Origin of the sequence: Actinomadura rugatobispora (assembly GCF_042656285.1) — a bacterium.
In the GTDB taxonomy this organism is placed as follows: Bacteria; Actinomycetota; Actinomycetes; order Streptosporangiales; family Streptosporangiaceae; genus Spirillospora; species Spirillospora rugatobispora.
Map to the genome: position 1 here is coordinate 98550 of NZ_JBHSON010000018.1, position 21162 is coordinate 119711.

General features: G+C 74.4%; 19 protein-coding genes. 11 read left to right on the forward strand and 8 right to left on the reverse strand.

Annotated features, from left to right (window positions below):
- Positions 1-4: 4 nt before the first annotated feature.
- Entirely contained in the window at positions 5-1000 is a 996-nt protein-coding gene (locus ACFPZN_RS15335) for a hypothetical protein (RefSeq protein WP_378282619.1), read from the reverse strand.
- 100 nt (positions 1001-1100) lie between these two features.
- Positions 1101-3638, reverse strand: coding sequence for an aminopeptidase N (gene pepN / locus ACFPZN_RS15340; protein WP_378282620.1), 2538 nt, complete (start codon positions 3636-3638; stop codon positions 1101-1103).
- 268 nt (positions 3639-3906) lie between these two features.
- Between pepN and ACFPZN_RS15345 the strand changes: the two genes are divergently transcribed.
- The 7 genes from ACFPZN_RS15345 (at position 3907) to ACFPZN_RS15375 (ending at position 8972) form a co-directional block, all read left to right on the forward strand.
- A complete protein-coding gene (locus ACFPZN_RS15345) occupies positions 3907-4533 on the forward strand; it encodes a mycothiol-dependent nitroreductase Rv2466c family protein (protein ID WP_378282621.1) in 627 nt (208 codons plus the stop codon).
- A gap of 178 nt (positions 4534-4711) precedes the next feature.
- The gene (locus ACFPZN_RS15350) at positions 4712-5458 is read left to right on the forward strand and encodes an energy-coupling factor ABC transporter permease (protein ID WP_378282622.1); all 747 of its coding nucleotides are present in this window, start codon (positions 4712-4714) and stop codon (positions 5456-5458) included.
- Complete coding sequence (locus ACFPZN_RS15355) at positions 5455-5814, forward strand: PDGLE domain-containing protein (RefSeq protein ID WP_378282623.1); 360 nt, start codon at positions 5455-5457, stop codon at positions 5812-5814. Before ACFPZN_RS15350 ends, ACFPZN_RS15355 begins: the two co-directional genes overlap by 4 nt.
- Positions 5815-6579, forward strand: a complete 765-nt coding sequence (gene cbiQ, locus ACFPZN_RS15360; protein WP_378282624.1) for a cobalt ECF transporter T component CbiQ — start codon at positions 5815-5817, stop codon at positions 6577-6579. It begins immediately after the preceding gene.
- Positions 6576-7343 carry an energy-coupling factor ABC transporter ATP-binding protein gene (locus tag ACFPZN_RS15365; RefSeq protein ID WP_378282625.1) on the forward strand — a complete coding sequence of 256 codons (768 nt, stop codon included), beginning with the start codon at positions 6576-6578 and terminating at the stop codon, positions 7341-7343. The genes cbiQ and ACFPZN_RS15365 overlap by 4 nt, the downstream gene beginning before the upstream one ends.
- A 139-nt stretch (positions 7344-7482) precedes the next feature.
- Positions 7483-8454 carry an ATP-binding protein gene (locus ACFPZN_RS15370; RefSeq protein WP_378282626.1) on the forward strand — a complete coding sequence of 324 codons (972 nt, stop codon included), beginning with the start codon at positions 7483-7485 and terminating at the stop codon, positions 8452-8454.
- A 50-nt stretch (positions 8455-8504) separates the two neighbouring features.
- A complete protein-coding gene (locus ACFPZN_RS15375; RefSeq protein ID WP_378282627.1) occupies positions 8505-8972 on the forward strand; it encodes a ribose-5-phosphate isomerase in 468 nt (155 codons plus the stop codon).
- 15 nt (positions 8973-8987) lie between these two features.
- Here ACFPZN_RS15375 and ACFPZN_RS15380 read toward each other — a convergent pair whose 3' ends face one another.
- Positions 8988-9197 carry a hypothetical protein gene (locus ACFPZN_RS15380; protein WP_378282628.1) on the reverse strand — a complete coding sequence of 70 codons (210 nt, stop codon included), beginning with the start codon at positions 9195-9197 and terminating at the stop codon, positions 8988-8990.
- Positions 9198-9422: 225 nt separating this feature from the next.
- Here ACFPZN_RS15380 and ACFPZN_RS15385 point away from each other — a divergent pair, with 225 nt between their 5' ends.
- Positions 9423-10538, forward strand: a complete 1116-nt coding sequence (locus ACFPZN_RS15385; RefSeq protein ID WP_378282629.1) for a PP2C family protein-serine/threonine phosphatase — start codon at positions 9423-9425, stop codon at positions 10536-10538.
- A 34-nt stretch (positions 10539-10572) separates the two neighbouring features.
- Here ACFPZN_RS15385 and ACFPZN_RS15390 read toward each other — a convergent pair whose 3' ends face one another.
- A complete protein-coding gene (locus tag ACFPZN_RS15390) occupies positions 10573-11973 on the reverse strand; it encodes a serine/threonine-protein kinase (protein WP_378282630.1) in 1401 nt (466 codons plus the stop codon).
- A 437-nt stretch (positions 11974-12410) separates the two neighbouring features.
- Between ACFPZN_RS15390 and ACFPZN_RS15395 the strand changes: the two genes are divergently transcribed.
- The 3 genes from ACFPZN_RS15395 (at position 12411) to ACFPZN_RS15405 (ending at position 15876) form a co-directional block, all read left to right on the forward strand.
- Complete coding sequence (locus ACFPZN_RS15395; RefSeq protein ID WP_378282631.1) at positions 12411-12980, forward strand: NADPH-dependent FMN reductase; 570 nt, start codon at positions 12411-12413, stop codon at positions 12978-12980.
- Between the two features lie 241 nt (positions 12981-13221).
- Positions 13222-14220, forward strand: coding sequence for a sensor histidine kinase (locus ACFPZN_RS15400; RefSeq protein ID WP_378282632.1), 999 nt, complete (start codon positions 13222-13224; stop codon positions 14218-14220).
- A gap of 84 nt (positions 14221-14304) precedes the next feature.
- Positions 14305-15876, forward strand: coding sequence for a carboxyl transferase domain-containing protein (locus tag ACFPZN_RS15405; protein ID WP_378282633.1), 1572 nt, complete (start codon positions 14305-14307; stop codon positions 15874-15876).
- Between the two features lie 16 nt (positions 15877-15892).
- Here ACFPZN_RS15405 and ACFPZN_RS15410 read toward each other — a convergent pair whose 3' ends face one another.
- The 4 genes from ACFPZN_RS15410 to ACFPZN_RS15425 all read right to left on the reverse strand — a co-directional run bounded on the left by ACFPZN_RS15410 (position 15893) and on the right by ACFPZN_RS15425 (position 21120).
- Positions 15893-16591, reverse strand: coding sequence for a gamma-glutamyl-gamma-aminobutyrate hydrolase family protein (locus tag ACFPZN_RS15410; RefSeq protein ID WP_378282634.1), 699 nt, complete (start codon positions 16589-16591; stop codon positions 15893-15895).
- The gene (locus tag ACFPZN_RS15415; protein ID WP_378282635.1) at positions 16588-18081 is read right to left on the reverse strand and encodes an aldehyde dehydrogenase family protein; all 1494 of its coding nucleotides are present in this window, start codon (positions 18079-18081) and stop codon (positions 16588-16590) included. The genes ACFPZN_RS15410 and ACFPZN_RS15415 overlap by 4 nt, the downstream gene beginning before the upstream one ends.
- An 86-nt stretch (positions 18082-18167) precedes the next feature.
- Positions 18168-19595, reverse strand: a complete 1428-nt coding sequence (locus tag ACFPZN_RS15420; protein ID WP_378282636.1) for an aldehyde dehydrogenase family protein — start codon at positions 19593-19595, stop codon at positions 18168-18170.
- Between the two features lie 4 nt (positions 19596-19599).
- Positions 19600-21120, reverse strand: coding sequence for a PucR family transcriptional regulator (locus tag ACFPZN_RS15425; protein WP_378282637.1), 1521 nt, complete (start codon positions 21118-21120; stop codon positions 19600-19602).
- Positions 21121-21162: the final 42 nt, after the last annotated feature.

Below are 21162 nucleotides of genomic sequence, written 5' to 3' on the forward strand. Positions count from 1 at the left end.
CGCCTCAGGCGAGGGCTGTGACGAGGCGGGTGGAGACCTCGTCCAGCAGGGTGTCCGGCTCGATCCGGGCCGAGGCGATCGCGGAGAACAGCCCCGGCAGGCCCGGCAGCGGATACCCGTCGCGATCGTCCCCGGCCAGCGCCGCCTTGCCCAGCGGGTTCCGGCGCAGAGACGAGCGCGCCCGCGCCCAGGCCGCCTGCACCTCCTCCGGAGACGGCACCCCGAAACCATGACCGACCGGAGCCGCGTGCCGCAGCTTCACCAGCGCCCCGTCGGTGAAGTCGGAGGCGAGCTTGCAGCGCTCCACCAGATCCGCGCGCACGCCCTCGTCCAGCCGCGTCATCACCGTGCACGGCGTGCGGCAGCGCGCCGCGCAGTCGCCCAGGGCCTGCGCCACCTGGCTGTGCTGCCGGTCGAGGTAGGCCCGCCACCCCGGCGGCGGCTCCGTCGCGACCCGCAGCGTCCGCTCGCACGCCGAACGCTCCGGACGGGTGTGGTCGCAGTTGCGCTCGGCGCCCGGCTCCAGCGGCACCCCGAACCGGCTCCCCGGACCCGACACCGACCCGCCTATCAGCGCCGGATCGCCCGCGTGCCCCAGCACCGGCTCCCACGCCAGCAGCGCCAGGTACTCGCTGGCGATGTGCACCGCGGCCACCAGCGCGGCCATCTCCCGCCGCTCCCAGCGGATCGCCACGACCTCCAGCAGCAGCGAGTACGCCGGGCGCAGGCTCGCCAAGGCACCGCGAGGCCGCTCCCTGGGCGCCTGCGGCATCCGGCTGGCGCGGGCCCGGTCGAGCAGGTCCTTGGGGACCTCCCCCACCTCCTCCGGCATGCCGAAGTCCTCGGCGTCCAGATCGAGCACCCGCTGCCCGAACGCGCACAACGCCCGTAACGACGCCGTCTCCGCCGACGGCACCACCCCGGCCCCGGCCAGCGCCTCGATGTCCCCGAAGGCGTGCCTGCGCGCCAGCGCCGTCAGAACGTCCCGTGCCGTCTCCACAGCCACCATTCTCCGCCGAGCCACCACCGTCCCGCGACCGCGCGGCCGCCCCCGGACGCCCAAGGGCACCGGTGGGGGCGGCCCCGCGGCCGGACCGAACTCAGGCGGACTCGGCGTCCTTGCGCCGGGCGCGCAGCGCCCGGGCCACACCGTCACGGCCCTCCGACAGCAGCCGGGTCAGCGCCGGCGGCGGCGCGTGCTCGGCGATATAGGCCTCGGTACGGTCGATCGTCGACTGCTCCACGACCAGGAAGGGATAGGCGACCTCGGCGAACGTCTGGGACATGTCGCTGCTCCACTCCTTCCAGATCCGGCCCACCTCGGCGAAGTACGGGTCGACGTACGGCACCAGCAGCTCCGCCTGGTCGGGCTCCACGAACCCGCCCAGCGTCGCCCGGTACACCGCGTTCGGCAGCTCCCCGCCGATGATCCGCTCCCACGCCGCGGCCTTGGCCTCGGCCGTCGGCACCGCGGCGCGGCAGGCCGCGGCGTGCCGCTCGCCCGCCGCCGTCGGGTCGCGCTCCACCTCGGCCGCGACCTCCGCCTCGCCCGCGCGGCCGGTGACCACCAGGCGCCGCAGCAGCGCCCAGCGCAGCTCGGTGTCGACCTTGAGCCCCTCCAGGGTCGCCGAACCGTCCAGCAGCCCGGCCACCAGGTCCAGGTGCTCCCCGGTGGCGGACGCCGCGAACGCCTGCACGTAGGCGAGCTGGAAGTCCGAACCGGCCTCCGCCCCCTCCGCCAGCTCGCGCAGGGCGTCGGCCATCAGCCGCAGCCCCTCCTCGCGCCACGCCGGGGCGGCGTACTGCTGCACGGCCGTACGGGTCTGCCGCAGCAGCGTCTGCGCCACCGAGATGTCGGTGACGCCGCGGATGCCGCTGATGACCAGCCGCACGTAGTCGCGGGTGGACAGCTCCGCGTCCCGGGTCATGTCCCAGGCCGCCGACCAGCACAGCGCCCGCGGCAGCCCGTCCCGGATCTCCCCGATGCCCTCGACCAGCGTCCGCAGCGACAGCTCGTCCAGGCGGATCTTGGCGTAGGTGAGGTCGTCGTCGTTCACCAGCACCAGGTCGGGACGCTTCCGCCCGGCCAGCTCGGGCACCTCGGTCCGGGCGCCCACGATGTCCAGCTCGACCCGCTCGCGGCGGACGATCCCCTCGGGCGTCCGGTCGTACAGGCCGATCGCGATCCGGTGCGACCGCAGCGTCGGGTACTCCGGCTTGGCCTCCTGCAGCACCGCGAACGAGGCGAAGTTCCCGTCCGCGTCCACCTCGTACTCGGGACGCAGCGTGTTGACCCCGGCCGTCTCCAGCCACTCCTTCGACCACGCCGTCAGGTCGCGGCCCGAGGTCTCCTCCAGCGCGTCCAGCAGGTCCGCCAGGACGGTGTTGCCCCAGGCGTGCCGCCGGAAGTAGCGCCGCACGCCCTCCAGGAAGTTGTCGCGGCCGACATAGGCCACCAGCTGCTTGAGCACGCTGGCGCCCTTGGCGTAGGTGATCCCGTCGAAGTTGACCTCCACCGCCCGGATGTCGGGGATGTCGGCGGCGATCGGGTGGGTGGAGGGCAGCTGGTCCTGCCGGTACGCCCACGCCTTCATCAGGTTGGCGAACGTGGTCCACGACCCCGTCCACTTGGTGGCCTCGGCCTGGCACAGCACGCTCATGTACGTCGCGAACGACTCGTTCAGCCACAGGTCGTCCCACCAGCGCATGGTGACCAGGTCGCCGAACCACATGTGCGCCATCTCGTGCAGGATCGTCTCGGCGCGCCGCTCGTAGGCCGCGTCGGTGACCCGCGACCGGAAGACGTAGTCCTCCAGGAACGTGACCGCGCCCGCGTTCTCCATCGCACCCGCGTTGAACTCCGGCACGAACAGCTGGTCGTACTTGCCGAACGGGTAGGGCAGGTCGAAGACGTCCTCGAAGAACGCGAAGCCCTGCCGGGTCACGTCCAGGATCGCCTCGGCGTCCAGGTGCTCGCTCAGCGACGCGCGGCAGTACACGCCGAGCGGGATGACGCCGCCGTCGGCCCGCCGGTACTCGCCGGTGACCTCGTGGTACGGCCCCGCGATCAGCGCCGTGATGTAGGTCGAGACCCGCGGCGTCGGCGGGAAGCGCCACTCGCCGGTGCGGGCGCCGTCGGTCGCGAACGCCTCGTTGGTGATCACCTTCCAGTCCGCGGGCGAGGTGACGCGCAGCGCGAACGTCGCCTTCAGGTCGGGCTGGTCGAAGCAGGTGTACATCCGGTGCGCGTCGGCCGTCTCGAACTGCGTGTAGAGGTACACGCTCTGGTCGACCGGGTCGACGAACCGGTGCAGGCCCTCGCCCGAACGCGAGTAGGCGCAGTCGGCCGCCACGCGCAGCTCGTTGGACGCGGCCAGGGACGGCAGCGGGACCCGGCCCTTCTCGGCGTCGTAGGACGCCGGATCGAGCGCGGTCCCGTTGAGGACGACCTCCCGCACCTCGGCGCCGTGGAGGTCCACGAAGGTCGACGCGCCCGGCTCGGCGCAGCCGAACTTGATCACGGTGGTGGAACCGAACCGCTCCGCGCCGGTCGTCAGGTCGAGATGGACCTCGTACGAGTCGACGGTGAGCAGCCGGGCCCGTTCCCGCGCCTCGTCGCGCGTGAGGTTGCCTGCCACATGTACTCCTTGGCTGTCCCGATAGCTGTCGCTCCATGTCTACCAACCGGGTCGGCCGTTGGGGCGCGGTGGCGCGTCACCGGTACGGCCAGGTGGCGGTGGCGCTGTCCGGAACAGACCGGAACGGGCCGGAACGGGTCGGAACAGCCGCAGACCTCGCGGGGAATCTCAGCAAAATCCCTTGGTCAGGTAGAGCAAGTGGGAATGGGGGTCCGCGGTGGGGGGTTGCCGCAGAGGAGTTGTCTGTGAACGGCCTGAGGAGGCTGCCTTGTCGTCCGAGTCGTCCCCCGAGACCCGCACCCCCGTCGACTTCTGGTTCGACCCGCTGTGCCCGTGGGCGTGGATCACCTCCCGCTGGGTGCACGAGGTCGCCGCGCTGCGCCCGATCGAGCCGCGCTGGCATGTGATGAGCCTGGCCGTCCTGAACGAGGACAAGGACATCCCCGAGAACTACCGAGAGATGCTGAAGACGGCCTGGGGCCCGGTGCGCGTGTGCATCGCCGCCGAGCAGAAATACGGCCCCGAGGTGCTGGGAACCCTTTACACAGAGCTCGGCACCCGTTTCCACCATGACAAGCTGCCCAGGGAGAAGGCCACCTACATCGCCGCCCTGGAGGCCGCGGGCCTGGACCCGGCCCTGGCCGGCGCGGCCGACTCCGAGGAATACGACGAGGCGCTGCGCGCGTCCCACAAGGACGGCATCGACCGGGTGGGGCAGGAGGTCGGCACCCCGGTGATCGAGGTCGAGGGCAGCGCCTTCTTCGGCCCGGTCGTCACCCCGATCCCGCGCGGCGAGGCCGCCGTGAAGCTCTGGGACGGAGTGCTGGCGGTGGCGTCCACGGATGGTTTCTACGAGTTGAAGCGCACCCGCACCAGGGACCCGATCTTCGACTGATCCCGACTGATTCGATCTTCGGCTGTTCCGGGGCCCGCCGTTCGGCGGGCCCCGCCGCCGTCCCGTCCACCGTGCGCTGCGATGATCTGCGCGAGATGTGAGCTGTTGCGACACTCTTGCAGCTGCCGCCATCTCGCGCCCACACTGGGCCTGTCCCAACATCTCCGCAGGGATGGTGATGATCGTGCACGTGCCGGACGGATTCATCGACGCGCCGGTCTCGCTCGCGGCCGGCGCGGTGGCCGTCGCGGGCGTGGCCGTGTCGCTGCGCGGCGCCCGCCGGGAGCTGGACGACCGCACCGCGCCGCTGGCCGGGCTGACCGCCGCGTTCGTGTTCGCCGCGCAGATGCTCAACTTCCCGGTGGCCTCCGGGACCAGCGGGCATCTGCTCGGCGGCGCGCTGGCGGCGATCCTGGTCGGGCCGTACGCGGGAGTGCTGTGCGTGTCGGTGGTGCTGCTCCTGCAGGCGCTGCTGTTCGCCGACGGCGGGCTCACCGCGCTCGGGGTCAACATCACGCTGATGGCCCTGGTCACGGTCCCGGTCGGGTACGGCCTGTTCCGGCTGCTGCTGAAGGTGCTGCCCGCGTCGCGGCCCGCCGCGAGCGGCGCCGCGTTCGTCGCGGCCGCCGTGTCGGTGCCCGCCTCCGCGCTGGCCTTCACACTGATCTACGCCGTCGGCGGCACCACCGACGTCCCCATCGGCACCGTCGCCGCCGCGATGCTGGGGGTGCACCTGCTGATCGGGATCGGCGAGGGCCTGATCACCGCGTTCGCCGTGTCGAGCGTGCTGGCCGTCCGGCCGGACCTGGTCCACGGCGCCCGCGACCTGATCAAGCCCGTGACGCTGCGCACCCGGCGGCCCGCCGCCGGAGAGTCCGCCCCGGCGCCCGGCGCGCCGGCCGAGCCCGCGGAGGGACGGTCATGACCACCAAGCGCTTCTTCGCCGCCGCCCTGCTGGTGACCCTGGTGCTCGCCGGGATCGTCAGCTACTACGCCAGCTCCCACCCCGACGGCCTGGAGAAGGTCGCCGGCGACAAGGGGATCAGCGCCGAGGAGAAGGACCACGCGCTCAAGGACTCCCCGCTGGGCGACTACGGCGTCAAGGGGATCGACGACGCCCGGCTGTCGGGCGGGCTGTCCGGCGTGATCGGCGTCGCCGCCGTCCTGGCCGTGGGCGGCGGGCTGTTCTGGGTGCTGCGCCGCCGCGGCGCCCCGGTCGCCGGAGAGGACGCCGGTGCGGAGCGCGCGGCGTCCGCGCCCGCCCCGTCGCGGGACGCCTAGATGGGCGGGGGCCACGCCCACCGGCTGCACGTTCCGGGGAGCTCGCCGGTGCACCGGCTGCCGCCGCAGTGCAAGCTGGTCGCCCTGCTGGCGTTCGTGCTGGTGGTCGTGGCCACGCCGCGCGAGCGGATCTGGGCGTTCGCGGTGTACGCGGTGCTGCTGGCCGCCGTCGCCGCCGTGGCCCGCGTCCCGTACGGGCTGGTGCTGCGGCGGACGGCGATCGAGGTGCCGTTCGTGGCGTTCGCGCTGGCGCTGCCGTTCGTCGCGACCGGTGAGAAGGTCGCCGTCCTGGGGCTGCGGCTGAGCGAGGACGGCCTGTGGGGCGCCTGGAACATCCTGGCCAAGGGCACCCTCGGCGTGGTCGCGTCCGTGCTGCTGGCCGCCACCACCGAGCCGCGGCTGCTGCTGCTCGGGATCGAGCGGCTGCGGATGCCGCAGCTTCTCACGCAGATCGCGGCGTTCATGCTGCGGTACGGCGATGTGGTGGCCGGCGAGCTGCGCCGCATGCGGGTGGCCCGCGCCGCCCGCGGTTTCGAGCCGCGCGGCATGCGGGACGCGGGTGTCCTGGCCCGCTCGCTCGGCGCGCTCTTCCTGCGCTCGTACGAGCGCGGGGAGCGGGTGCACCTGGCGATGGTGAGCCGCGGGTACGACGGCCGCATGCCCGTGCTGCACGACGTCGGCGCCTCCGCCGCGCAGTGGTGGACGGCCTCCGCCCTCCCCCTGGCGGCGGGCCTGGTCGCCCTGGCCGCTTGGATGGGGCCATGACGAGTGCTCCGTCCCTGGAAGTGAGTGGGCTCGCCTACGCCTACCCCGACGGGACCCAGGCCCTGTACGGCGTCGACGTCACCATCGGCCAGGGTGAACGGGTGGCGCTGCTGGGCCCCAACGGGGCGGGCAAGACCACCCTCGTCCTGCATCTGAACGGCATCCTGCACGGCGGGCTGGGAACGGTCCGGGTCGGCGGGATGACCGTGGACCCCAAGGACAAGAAGGCGCTGCGGGAGATCCGGCGTCGGGTCGGGATCGTCTTCCAGGACCCTGACGACCAGCTGTTCATGCCCACGGTCCGGGAGGACGTCGCGTTCGGCCCCGCCAACCTGGGGCTGCGCGGCGCCGAGCTGGACCGCCGGGTGGAGGTCGCGCTGGGCCGGGTCGGCATGCTGGAGGTCGCCGACCGGCCGCCGCAGCATCTGAGCTTCGGGCAGCGGCGCCGGGTCGCGGTGGCGACGGTGCTGGCGATGGAGCCGGAGATCCTGGTGCTGGACGAGCCGTCGTCCAACCTGGACCCGGCGGGCCGCCGGGAGCTGGCGGAGATCCTGCTGGGGCTGGAGGTGACCGTGCTGATGGTCACCCATGACCTGCCGTACGCGGCCGAGCTGTGCCCGCGGTCGCTGATCCTGTCGGGCGGCGTGATCGCCGCCGACGCGCCCACGCTCGACCTGCTGGGCGACGCCCCGCTGCTCGCCGAGCACCGGCTGGAGCTGCCGTTCGGCTTCGATCCGGCGGCGGCCGCGCGCTCGCGCGGCTGAACCCCGGGGAGTCGCTCCGGTCATGCCCTTCTGGCCCCTTCGGGCTAGTTCGGGGATTCGGCTTGCCTGCCGCACCGCGCTTCGGGAAGACTCGTCCACCTGAAATGGCAACGGTTTTCATATCCGAATCGAGGCATTCGTGAAGGTTGCGTTCGTCGGCAAGGGCGGCAGCGGCAAGACCACCCTGTCGTCGCTGTTCATCCGGCACCTGGCCGCCCGGGGGCTGCCGGTGGTGGCCATCGACGCCGACATCAACCAGCATCTGGGCGCGGCGCTCGGGCTGGACGACGAGACGGCGGCCGCGATCCCCGCCATGGGCGACCGGCTCCCCGAGATCAAGGACCACCTGCGCGGCGACAACCCGCGGATCTCCTCGGCCGCCGCCATGGTCAAGACCACCCCGCCCGGCTCCGGCTCCCGGCTGCTGCGGCTCGGCGGCGACGACCCCGTGCACGCCCTGGGCCGCGACGTCGCGGTCCGCTCGGGCGGCGCCGCCGGCCGGGTCACGCTGCTGGCCACCGGCCCGTTCAACGACGACGACCTGGGTGTGGCCTGCTACCACTCCAAGACCGGCGCGGTCGAGCTCTACCTCAACCACCTGGTCGACGGCCCCGGCGAGTACGTCGTCGTCGACATGACCGCCGGCGCCGACACCTTCGCCTCCGGGCTGTTCACCCGGTTCGACCTGATGTTCCTGGTCGCCGAGCCCACCCGGAAGGGCGTCGGGGTCTACCGCCAGTACACCGAGTACGCCCGCGACTACGACGTCGCGATCACCGTCGTCGGCAACAAGGTGCAGGGCGACGGCGACGTGGCCTACCTGCGCGAGCACGTCGGCGGCGACCTGCTGACCTGGCTCGGCCAGTCCGCCTCCGTCCGGGCCATGGAGCAGGGCCGCGACGGGATCGCGCTGGAGGCCGCCAACCGCGACGCGCTCGACCGCATGGTCGCGGCCGTCGACGCCCGCGAGCGCGACTGGGACCGGTTCCGCCGCCAGGCCGTGGAGTTCCACGTCAAGAACGCGCGGAGCTGGGCCAACCGGGCGGTCGGCGAGGACCTGGAGGCCCAGGTCGACCACGGCTTCCGCTTCCCCGTCCCGATCCCGGGCTGATCGCCGCCCCGGGGCGCCGGCGGGTCGGCGGACCTGGGACAATCTTGGCCATGCGCGTGTTTCTTGGATGCGACCATGCCGGCTTCGAGCTCAAGGAGCACCTGGTCGCCTGGCTGAAGGCGAACGGGCACGAGCCGGTCGACTGCGGGGCGCCGGTGTACGACGCCGTCGACGACTACCCGCCGTTCGTGCTGCGGGCCGCCCAGCGGACCGCCGCCGAGTGGCCCGGGGTCCTGGGCATCGTGATCGGCGGCTCGGGCAACGGCGAGGCGATCGCCGCCAACAAGGTCGGGGGCGTGCGGGCCGCGCTGGTCTGGAACGAGGACACCGCGCGGCTCGCCCGCGAGCACAACGACGCCAACGTCATCAGCATCGGGGCGCGCCAGCACGACCTGGACACCGCCACGGAGTTCGTCCGGATCTTCCTGGAGACGCCGTACTCCGACGAGCCGCGCCACACCCGCCGGATCCAGATGCTCAGCGAGTACGAGGAGACCGGAGAGGTCCCGCCCCTCTAGACGGTCAGGGCGCGGTCAGGGCGCGGGCGGTTTGCGGGCGCCGCCGCGCTTGTCCTGGCGGCGCCGCTCGTTCTTGGCCGCCTTGCCCCGCTTGCCCGGCTCGGCCGCCTCCGGCGCGGCGGCCGGCCTGGGCGGCGGGGGCTCCTCGCCGTCCGGGCGCGGCCGGGAGATGTCCCGCGCCCGCATCGCCGCGTCCACCGTGATCCGCATTCCCGGCTGACCCACCGCGACCTCCTCGCTCGTTCCCGCTCGCCCGCGCACGGCCGGTTCGGTGCGTCCATTGGACACCACCGGCCCCACCTCCTGGCAAGGGCGGCGGCCACGGAGTGTGATCCTGGACGGGCTCGGGGGCAAGGTGGGACCACGGGGGCGTAGTGGATCGTCGCAACCGGTGATCGCTGGCGCGGATGGGCGCCGGTCGGGCCGGATGCTCGATACAGTGCCGGAGTCATGCTGCAACGTCTGGTCCACCTCCTTCCGCCGAGGGTCCGCGCCTTCCTGCGCCGGATCCCGATCCTCGTGCGGGTCTACGGGTGGCTGCGGCGCGGCAGGCTGACCCGTGAACGGAACGTCTTCGCGGCCCTGGCGGTGTTGACGCTGGTGATCGGGTTCAGCGCGCCGGTGTCGCAGGCCTGGGCCCCGCTGAGCGCGCTGTTCCTGGCCGTGCTCGGCGGCGGCCTGCTGCTCAAGGTGCGCAGCCTGGTGGCGCTGCTGTGCGTGGTCGTGGTCATGGTCGGCTACAACGACTGGAAGGACCCGCAGGGCGTCGGGCCCGTCATGATCGCCACGCTGGGCGTCACGGCGGTGCTCGCCCTCACCCTGGCCCGCACCCGGCAGCGGCTCGGCGTGCAGGGGCTGCGCGGCGACTCGATGCTGCTGGAGCTGCGCGACCGGCTGCGCCGCCAGGGCGAGATGCCCGAGCTGCCGGAGGGCTGGGACTCCCAGGTCGTGCTCCTCCAGGCGGGCGGGTCGTCGTTCGGCGGCGACTTCGTGGTGTCGAACTGCGACGGGGAGACGCTGGAGGTCGCGCTGGTGGACGTGTCCGGGAAGGGCACCGACGCCGGCACCAGGGCCCTGATGCTGTCCGGCGCCTTCGGTGGGCTGCTTGGATCGCTCCAGCCCGAGCATTTCCTGCCCGCCTGCAACACCTATCTCCAGCGGCAGCGCTGGGACGAGGGCTTCGTCACGGCCGTCCATCTGGTGCTCGACCTCAAGACCGGCGACTTCACGGTCGAGTCGGCGGGCCACCCGCCCGCCGTGCAGTTCGAGTCGGCCACCGGCACCTGGCACGTCGGCACGGCCAAGGGCGTGGTGCTGGGCGTGGTGCCCGACCTGCGCTGCGTCCCCGAGCACGGCAGGCTCAAGCCCGGCGACGCGCTCATGCTCTACACCGACGGACTGGTGGAGTCGCCCGGCCGCGACCTGGACGCGGGCATCGACCGGCTGCTGGGTGAGGCCGAGCGGCTCGTCCCCGAGGGCTTCCGGAAGGGCGCCAGGGAGCTGGTCCAGACGATGGCGGCGGCCCGCGACGACGACTGCGCCCTCGTGCTGATCTGGCGCACCTGATCCCACGGCGCGCCCCATCCCCTGGGCCCAGGGCTCAGGGAGCGCCGCTGCCCCTGTTCCTTCCGCCGGTCTTGCCCTCGCCCTTGTTCTTGCCCTTCTGGTCGCGGGACTGCCGCTGGCCGGGGTGCCGCTTGGACGGGCGGGGCGTGACCGGCACCACGCGCCGCACCGGGGCGCGCGAGGTGGTGCCGGAGGCCGGTGCCGAGGGGGGCGTCGCCGACGTCGACGACGCCGGGACCGCGTCCCTGCCCGCCCCGCTCATTCCAATGATCAGTCCGCCGGCCAGCAGGGTCGCCACCGCCGCCCCGACTCCGGCCAGCAGCCGGACACGGGTCGACGAGCGCGCCCCGACGTGCCCGATCACGGTGAAGGCGGCCGTGTCGGGGCCCTCGTCGCCGGCACCGGAGGAGGAGGCCGGACGCGGCGGCGCGGCGACCGGCCGGCCGAGCGCCTTTCCGCCGTTGCCCGCGCCGTTGCGGGCGTTGTTCCTGGGGCTCGTCCTTGGGACGGTCCCGTTGCGCGCCGCGCCGCCGTTCCGGGCCGCCTTCCGTGCCTCCCGGCGGGGGAGGGCCGCGGTGGCGGACGGCGCGGGCGCCGGACGGCCGGTTCCCTGGACGAGGGCCAGCAGCAGGCCGGACGCGGTGGGCCGGTCGCGCGGGTCCTTGGCCAGCGCGGGCCGCACCGCGTTGAGCAGCGCCACGGGCAGCCCGTCCAGATCGGGCTCTTCGCGCATCACGCGCAGCGCGACCGCGGCCGGTTCGCCCTCCCCGAACGGCATCCGGCCCGTCCCGGCGTACGCGACCAGGCAGCCCCAGGTGAAGATGTCGGCCGCCGGGGTGGCGTACCCGCCGCGCAGCACCTCGGGGGCCATCCAACCGGGCGTGCCCAGGACGGTCCCGGCGGAGGTGAGGGTGCCGGGGGTGTCCTGGGAGCGGGCGATGCCGAAGTCGATCACGCGGCAGCCGGACAGGGTCAGCATCACGTTGGCGGGCTTGAGGTCGCGGTGCACCAGCCCGGCCGAGTGGATCGCCGCCAGCGCCGACACCACGCCCACCGCCACCGCGTGCGCGTCCGCGTCCGGCATCGGCCCGCCCGCGGTGATCCGGTGCTGGAGCGACATCCCGCCGACGTACTCGCTGACGATGTAGGGGCGGCCGTCCTCCTCGCCGTGCGCCAGGACGCGCGCGGTGCAGAAGGAGGCGACCCGCCCGGCCAGGACGGCCTCGTCGCGGAACCGGTCCCGGAACGCGGCGTCGACCGCGAGATGGGGGTGGATGGTCTTCACCGCCACCCGCCGGTCGGAGTCGGAGCGGCGGCCGAGGTAGACCGTGCCCATCCCGCCGGCGCCGATCCGGCCGAGCAGGGAGTAGCCGCCCACCGTCCGCGGATCACCCGCCTCCAGCGGGCGTACGTCGTACGTCGGGGATTCGCGCACAGGGGTGGATTCGTGCGCGGGGGATCCGGTGGCGTGCCCGTCCATGCTTGACCCGTCGGCCCCTTTCGTCACTCCAGTCCGTCCAGCCCCCGATCATGTGCACAGTATGGTGCCGTATGAACACAGATTGCAGGAAACGTGTTCGTCACCTCGATGTAGCCCCGATGGCATTCGGACAGGGCAGAGTTATCTCCAGTTCGGCAATCGCCCGGCTCCGTCGGATCCTCCTCGGCGCGCGGAGCGAGCGGTTGGCGGCACCGAAGGCGATGTCCGCGCGGTCGGCACCCCAGGGGTGGGAGGCGCCGTTCCGCGCGGGCATCGATCCTTTTTGGGGGTCCTCCCCCGCTCTTGCCCTCTTATGTCCGGTGCGGCTGGTCGCGGATTCCCTCGGATGTTTCCTATCTAATTGGTTGACTTAGTGGGGAACATGGACCAGGATGAGGTTCGTGAGCTTCGAGGTCATCATCGGCAATCCCCGTCCCGGATCCCGTACGGCCGCCGCCGCGGTCGCCGCCGCCCGCGCCGTCGCGGAGGCGGCCGGCATCGACGGCGAGCCCGGCGTGATCGACCTGTCCGAGTACGGACCGGGACTGCTGGAGGCCACGCCCCCGGCGGAGGTCGCCGCGGCCCTCGAACGCGTCAAGGCGGCCCAGGTGCTGCTGGTCGCCAGCCCCACCTACAAGGCCACCTACACCGGCCTGCTGAAGGTCTTCCTCGACCGGATCGCCGGCGGCGCGCTGCACGGCGCCGTCGCGCTCCCGGTGCTGGTGATGGGCGCGCCTCAGCACGCGCTGGCGGTCGAGGTGCACCTGCGGCCGCTGCTGGTCGAGCTCGGCGCCACGGTGCCCTCCCCGGGGCTGGCGCTGCTGGAGTCCGAACTCGAAACGATCATCCGGCCGCCCGGCGCGGCCGGCGAGACCCCCCGGCCCGGCTCCGTGCTCGCGGAGTGGGCCGGCCAGGTCGTCCCCGCCGTTCGGGGCGCTCTTACGGCGGGGGCCGTCCGGTGACCGGGACGGCGACGGCACGGCCCGTCCCGGTCACCGGCGACTCCTCCCAGGCGGCTCATCCTTGACCTGAGCCGTTGTTTCACCGGCAATGGGAGGGTTACAACAAGCCCTAGAGAAGGTAGAACACTCCATTCCGCTCACCCCCAGGTGCGGACGCGGCGCGGTGCACGACCGCGCGCTACCCGGGGAGGGCGCCGGAATGTCGCATCCGGTCACGCGGTGGTCCCCATCGCACTGGTCGATGCAGGCACGGCTGACCGCCCTGGCCACCGCGATGGCCGGGGCGCTGCTGCTTCTGGGCGTCCTGGCCATGTTCGTGGCGGTGCCGGTCGGGCACATCGGCAGCACCACGCTCGCCCTCCTGCTGGGCCTGGGCCTGGGGCTGGTGCTGGGCCTGCCCCTGGTGGGCTGGATCGTCTGGCACGCCGTCGAACGGGCGCTGCGCCCGGTCGGCGTGATGACCTCCGAACTCGACCTGATCACCAAGCGCCGCGGGGCGCGCCGGGTCAGCGTCCCCGACCGGCACGACGAGGTCGCCGAGCTGGCCCGTGCCGTGAACGTCACGCTGGAGCGGATGGAGCACCTCGGCGAGCGGCAGCGGGCCTGGGTCGCCGACGCCTCGCACGAGCTCCGCAGCCCGCTGACCGGCCTGCGCACCCAGCTGGAGGCGGCGCTGCAGGATCCCGACGAGGAGGACTGGCCGCGGGTGGCGCAGGCGGTGCTGTCCGACGCCGACCGGCTGCAGCGGATCGTCCAGGACCTGCTGATGATGGCGAGGCTGGAGTCCGGCGCCCCCGGCGAGCGGGAGCGGATCGACCTGGGCGCGCTGGTCCGTACCGAGACCGCCCGGCGCGCCGTCCGGTCGCGGGTGCCGATCGAGCTGGAGACCGACGAGGGCGTGGAGGTGTCGGGCGTGCGCGCCCACCTGGTACGCCTGCTGACCAACCTGCTGGACAACGCCGAGCGGCACGCCAGGTCGTGGGTGCGGGTGGCGGTCGGGAGCGACGGCAGCGACGCCCTGATGATGGTCGCCGACGACGGACCCGGCATCCCGCGCGAGGAGCGGGAACGGGTCTTCCAGCGCTTCCAGCGGCTGGCCGAGGGGCGCCGCTGCGACGCGGGCGGCACCGGACTGGGGCTGCCGATCTCCCGCGACATCGCGCACGCGCACGGCGGCTCGCTCGTCGTCGGGGAGTGCCCCGACGGCGCCCGGCTCATCCTCCGCATCCCCCTGGCCTGATCGTCCCCCGCGACCTGTCCTAGGTTGAACGAACTCGAACGAAACGTGTGGAACCGGCGGCGGCCGGGCGCGGGAGGGGACAGCATGCCGGGATCGGCGGGCGGCCGGGTGGGGGCGCGCGAACTGCTGCGCCGGGTGCTGGACGGTGACGGCCACCGGTCCTGGGACGTCGAGCCGCTCCCGGTCGCCGACCCGGACTCCCCGTACGGCCGGGACCTGGCCGCCGCCCGCGAGCGCAGCGGCTGCGACGAGGCCGTGATCACCGGGGAGGGGCTGCTGCGCGGGCGGCGGGTGGCCTACGTGGTGTCGGAGTTCCGGTTCCTGGCGGGCTCGATCGGGCTGGCCACCGCGGAGCGGATCGTGGCCGCGGTGGAGCGCGCCACCGCCGAGGGGCTGCCGCTGGTGGCGGCGCCGTCGTCGGGCGGCACCCGGATGCAGGAGGGGACGGCCGCGTTCGTGCAGATGGCCAGGATCACCGCGGCGGTGACCCGGCACCGCGCGGCGGGGCTGCCGTACCTGGTCTACCTGCGGCATCCGACCACGGGCGGCGTCTACGCCTCCTGGGGCTCGCTGGGGCACGTGACCGCCGCCGAGCCGGGCGCGTTGATCGGGTTTCTGGGGCCGCGCGTGTACGAGGGGTTGTACGGGGAGCCGTTCCCCGAGGGCGTCCAGGTGGCGGAGAACCTCTTCGCCAAGGGCCTGGTCGACGCCGTCGTGGGGATCGACGAGCTCGCGGAGGTCGCGGCGGGGGCGCTGGACGTCCTGTCCGCGCGGCGGGCGCCCGATGGCCATGAGGTCCGTCCCGCGGGCTCGACCAGGCTTCCCGGCGCGCTCGCGGGCTCCTCGCCGGGGGACGGGGCGGTCGCCGTGGAGGACGGCGGATCGGCCTGGGAGTCGATCGAACGCTCGCGCGACCCCGCGCGGCCGGGCGTGCGCGAGCTGCTGCGGTACGGGACCGGCCGCGTCACCCTCATGTCCGGGACCGGGCAGGGAGAGGCCGACCCCGGGCTGCTGCTCGCGCTGGCCCGCGTCGGCGGCGCGGCCTGCGTCGTGGTCGGCCAGGACCGCCGCAGCCAGCGCGAGGGCCACCGGCTCGGCCCGGCGGGGCTGCGCGTCGCCCGGCGCGGGATGGGCCTGGCCGCCGAGCTGGGCCTGCCCCTGGTCACGGTGGTCGACACGCCGGGCGCGGTGCTGTCGGCCGAGGCGGAGGAGGGCGGGCTGGCCGGGGAGATCGCCCGCTGCCTGGCCGATCTGATCACCCTGCCCGTGCCCACCGTCTGCCTGCTGCTGGGGGAGGGGACCGGGGGCGCGGCGCTGGCGCTGCTGCCCGCCGACCGGGTGCTGGCCGCCCGGCACGCCTGGCTGTCCCCGCTGCCGCCCGAGGGCGCCTCGGTGATCGTGCACCGGACACCGGACCGGGCGGCGGAGATGGCCGGGGCGCAGGGCGTCCGCTCGGCCGATCTGCTGCGCGACGGCATCGCCGACCAGGTGGTGGACGAGCGCCCGGACGCCGCCGACGAGCCCGAGGAGTTCTGCGTCCGGGCGGCCGGGGCCGTCGCGCGGGCGCTGGCCGGGCTGTCCGCGCTCCCCGCCGCCGACCGGCTGGCCGCCCGCGACCACCGCTACCGGACCGTGGGGACCGTCCCGCGCGACTGAGCCAGCCCGGCCCCGATTACGGTGCGGAGGCGGTTACCAGGGCCGTGAACAGGGCCTGCTGGGCGGGGTCGGTGGCGGCGGTGTCCTCCGGATGCCACTGGACGCCCAGGAACCACCCGGCCTCCCGCCCCGGATCGGCGTACTCGACCCCCTCGATCACGCCGTCGGCGGCGCGCGCCGTCACCGCCAGCCCGCGGCCCAGCACCTCGAGGTCCTGGTGGTGGTAGCAGGACGCCCGCGCCTCGCCCGCGTCCAGGATCTTGGCCAGCAGCGTGCCCGGATCGACCGCGACCGGGTGGACGAGGTGGCGGTGCTCGGCGTCCATGTGCTGGCGCAGCGTGCCGCCGCGGACCACGTTCACCACCTGCAGCCCCCGGCACACCGCCAGCAGCGGCAGCCCCGAGGCGAGGGCGTGCTCGGCCACGGCCAGGTCGAACGCGTCCTGCTCCTCGTCCACGTCGTACAGCGCCTCGTGCTCGTCGGCGGCGCCGTAGTGGCGGGGGTGCAGGTCGCCGCCGCCGGGGAGCAGGACGCCGTCGCAGCGGGCCAGCCGCGCGGCCGCGCCCGCCGGGTCGGCCGGATGCATGACGAACGGCTCGCCGCCGCCTCGCCACACCGCCTCCACCAGCGCGCGGGCGGCGACCTCGGCGCGGTACCGCAGCGCCGAGGCACTGGTGGAGAAGCGGGCGGGCAGGGCGATCAGCGGCCTGCTCACAGCTCGATCCAGGTGGTCTTCAGGTCGGTGTACTTGTCGAGGGCGTGCAGGGACTTGTCGCGGCCGTGGCCGGACTGCTTCACCCCGCCGAACGGCACGCTCATGTCGCCCTCCTCGTAGCAGTTCACCCACACCGTCCCGGCCTTCAGCGCGCGGGACACGCGGTGCGCGGTGGACAGGTCGGAGGTCCACACGGCGGCGGCGAGCCCGTAGTCGGTGCCGTTGGCCAGCCGGACGGCCTCCTCGGCGTCGTCGAACTCCAGCACCGCCAGCACCGGCCCGAAGATCTCCTCGCGGGCGATCGCCATCCCGGGCTCGACCCGGTCGAACACCGTCGGCCGCAGGAAGTGCCCACCCTCGTGGACGCCGTCCGGCCGCCCGCCGCCGCCCGCGCGGAGCCGGGCCCCGCCGTCGCCGCCGGCCGCCACGTACGACAGCACCCGCTCCCGCTGCGCGGCCGACACCAGCGGGCCCATCTCGGTGGACGGGTCGAGCGGGTCGCCGACCCGGATCGCCCCGGCGCGGGCGACGATCCGGTCCAGCACCCGGCCGGCGACCGAGCGGTGCACCAGCAGCCGGGACGGCGCCGAGCACATCTCCCCGGCGTTGAAGAAGATCCCCCAGGCGGCGGTGTCGGCGGCGGCGTCCAGGTCGGGCGCGTCGGGCAGGATGATGTTGGGCGACTTGCCGCCCAGCTCCAGCCAGACCCGCTTGAGGTTGGAGTCGGCCGCGTACCGCAGGAAGTGCCGCCCGACCTCGCCGGACCCGGTGAACGCGACCGCGTCGACGCCCGGATGCTCGCCCAGCGCCCGCCCGGCGACCTCGCCGCGCCCGTTCAGCACGTTGAACGCCCCGGGCGGCAGCCCCGCCTCGGCGGCCAGGGCGGCCAGGTGCAGCGCCGACAGCGGCGACTCCTCGGCCGGCTTGAGCACCACCGTGCAGCCCGCGGCGAGCGCCGGGGCCAGCTTCCAGGCGGCCATGGTCAGCGGGAAGTTCCACGGGACGACCGCCGCGACCACGCCCACCGGCTCCCGGGTGACCAGCGCCAGCGAACCCCCGCCGGTGCGCGGCGACTCGTCCAGCTGCTTGTCGGCGGCCTCGGCGTACCAGCGCAGGCAGCCGATCACCGCGCGCAGCTCGATGCCGTACGCCTCGGTGATCGGCTTGCCCATCTCCAGGCTGATGAGCAGCGACAGCCGCTCCCTGTCACGTTCCACCAGATCGGCCCAGCGCAGCAGCGCCGCCTTGCGCTCGGCGGGCGCCAGCCGCGGCCACGGGCCCTCGTCGAACGCGCGCCGCGCGGCGGCCACCGCACGGTCGGCGTCGGCCGCGTCCGCGGCGGCGACCCGGGCGATCACGGCGCCGTCGCGCGGCGACACGACGGGCAGCTCGCCCGCGCCGGGAGAGAACGCGCCGTCGATGTGGAGGCCGGTGTACGGGTCGAGCTTCTCGGCCCGGGCAAGCCATTCCTCGTACGGTACGCCGGTCAAGGCCCCTCCTATGCAATTGGGAGGGCGGGCCAGGGCCGTGATGGCCCTGGCCCGCCGTCGATCCGTCGGGTCGGAGATTCCGAGATTCAGAGGGGCAGGCCCGTGAGGACCATGACCTTCTCCTCGGTGTAGTCCAGCATCGCCGAGCGCAGCCCCTCGCGGCCGACCCCGGAGTCCTTCACGCCCCCGTACGGCATCTGGTCGGCCCGGTAGGACGGCACGTCGCCGATCACCACGCCGCCGACGTCCAGCTCCCGGTGCGCCCGGAACGCGATGTCGAGGTTCCGCGTGAACACCCCGGCCTGGAGCCCGAACGTGGACGCGTTGACCAGGTCGAACGCCTCGTCCACGCCGTCGACGGGCTGGACCAGCATGACCGGCCCGAAGACCTCCTCGCGCTGCACCTTGGCGTCGGCGGGCACGCCGGCCAGCACGGTGGGCGCGTACGCGGCGCCCTCGCGGGTGCCGCCGGCCAGCACCTCGGCGCCCGCCGCGACCGCCTCGTCCACCCAGGACTCCACCCGCTCGGCGGCGTCCTGGCTGACCAGCGGGCCGACCTGGGTCTTGTCGTCCCACGGGTCGCCGGTGACCAGCGCGTTGACCGACTCGACCAGCTTGGGGACGAAGTCGTCGTACACCGACCGGTCGACGTACACCCGCTGCACCGCGATGCAGCTCTGCCCGGCCTGGTAGTTGGAGAACAGACCGATGCGGGAGGCCGCCCAGTCGAGGTCGGAGTCGGGCAGCACGACCGCGGCGCCGTTGCCGCCGAGCTCCAGCGTGACGTGCTTGCGCGGGACCGAGTCGCGGATCGACCAGCCGACCGGGACCGAGCCGGTGAACGACACGATCGGCAGTCGCGGGTCCTGGACCAGGCCGGGGGCCCGGTCGTTGGGCACCGGCAGGACCGAGAACATGCCCTCGGGCAGGTCGGTCTCGGCCAGCAGCTCGCCCAGCAGCAGCGCCGAGAGCGGGGTGGCGGGGGCGGGCTTGACCACGATCGGGGCGCCCACCGCGATCGCCGGGGCGATCTTGTGGGCGGTGAGGTTGAGCGGGAAGTTGAACGGCGAGATGCCCAGCACCGAGCCCTTGGGCACGCGGGCGACGTAGGCCATCCGGCCGCCCGCGGCCGGGTCGGTGTCGAGCCGCTGGGTGGTGCCGCTCCAGCGGCGGGTCTCCTCGGCGGCGAACCGGAACGTGGCGATCGCGCGGGTCACCTCGCCGCGCGCCCACAGCAGCGGCTTGCCGTTCTCGGAGGTGATGAGCCGGGCGATCTCCTCGGAGCGCTCCTTCAGCCGCGCCGACACGTGCGCCAGGGCCTCGGCGCGCACGTGCAGCGGCAGCGCGGCCGCCTCCCGCCGGATCGCGTCGGCCGCGGCCACGGCCTGTTCGACCTGGTCCGGGGTCGGTACGGCGGCGGTCCCCACGACGCGTCCGTCGTAGGGGTGGGTAACGGTCAGTTCCTCGTCACCGGTCGCGGGCCGACCGGCCAGCCAGAATGGGGTCACGTCCATGGCCTCACGCTATCTCCGGTCCGCCGCCGCGGGAGCCTCCAGCGTGTCCAATCGGGCCGCCGTCGCTCGCCGTGACGGCGAGCGCGATCCACAGCTCGGCGCGGACCGCCGGATCGTCCAGGTCGCGGCCCAGCAGCTCGGCCGCCTTCCGCATCCGGGTGCGCAGCGTGTGCCGGTGCACGCCCAGCGCCCGCGCGGCGGCCTCGCCCTGCCCGTTCGCCGCCAGGTAGGCGCGCAGCGAGGCGACCAGGGACGGGTCCTCGGCGCGCAGCGGGGCCAGCAGCGCCTCCGCGAAGCCCTGCGCCACGCCGGGGTCGAGCAGGCCCAGCAGGCCCCGGCCCGGAAGGTCGGCGTGGTGGAGCACCCCGTGCGGGCTGTCGGCCCCCGCCCGGACGCGGCGCGCGGCGGCCAGGGCCCGTTCCGCCTGGGCGAGGGCGCGGTCGAGGGCGTCCAGGTCCTCGGCCGGGTCGCTGACGCCGACCGGGCCGCTCGGCCGCGCCAGCGCCGCCACCTGGCCCGCCAGCCGGTCCGGGACGATCACCGCGCACGGGCCGTCCCGCAGCGGCACCGCCAGGCAGCGCTCGCCCGCCGGATCGGCGTCCAGCGCGTCCAGGACGGCGCCGCCGCCCGCGCACGCCAGCACCCGCACCGGAGGATCCGGCAGCGCGGACTCCGCCGCCCCCGCAGGGCGCACCCCCAGCAGCAGCCCGGCCAGCGCCGCCCGCAGAGGACGGCCCGTGCGCGGGCTCTCCGACTGGAGGGTGAGCAGGGAGACCGCCGCGCCCACGATCGTGTGGGCCGCGGGCGGCAGCGGATCGCCGGTGCCGACGGCCAGGAACCCGCGCGGCCGCCCGCCCAGCCCGATCGACTGCACGACCACCTGCCCGTCCTCCCCGGACAGCGCGACGCTGGAGGCGCCCTCCCGCGAGTCCGGGGTGCCGCGCAGCCGGGCCAGCTCGGGCGCCAGACCGGGGGCGCGGCGCCGGGCGCGGGCGGGCTCGGCGTGCCGCACCTCGCCGGCGGGGTCCAGCAGCAGCGCCCAGCCGCCCAGCTCCCGCGCCAGCCTGGTGATCAGCGGCCCGGGGCCCTTCAGCGCCGCCCGGGTCAGCTCCCGCTGGGCGTGGGACGAGCGGGTCGCGTCCTCGTACCACTCGGCGGCCAGCAGCCGCGACACCGCCTTCCCGACCGCGATGAACGGCGTCGGCCGCGGCACCTCCAGCAGCGCCAGCCCCTGCGCCCGCGACGCCGCCACCAGCTCCGGCGGGACGTCCTCGTGGATCACCCCGACCGCGAAGCCGAGCCCGGCCACGCCCCGCGCCACCAGCCGCGCGACGTAGGGGGCGGCGCCCTCGGCGGTCAGCCGCATCCCGGTCGTCAGCAGCAGCTCCCCGCCCTCCAGGAACGGCGTCGGATCCTCCAGCTCGCTGACCGCCACCCACCGCACGGGCGCGTCGGGCGCCGGCCCGGTCAGCGGGCGCAGGCGCAGCTGCGGCAGCGCGGCCACCTGGCGGAGGGTGGGAGGCACGGGCGGCTCCTTACGGGTCGTCGAAAAGGGCGGCCGGGATTC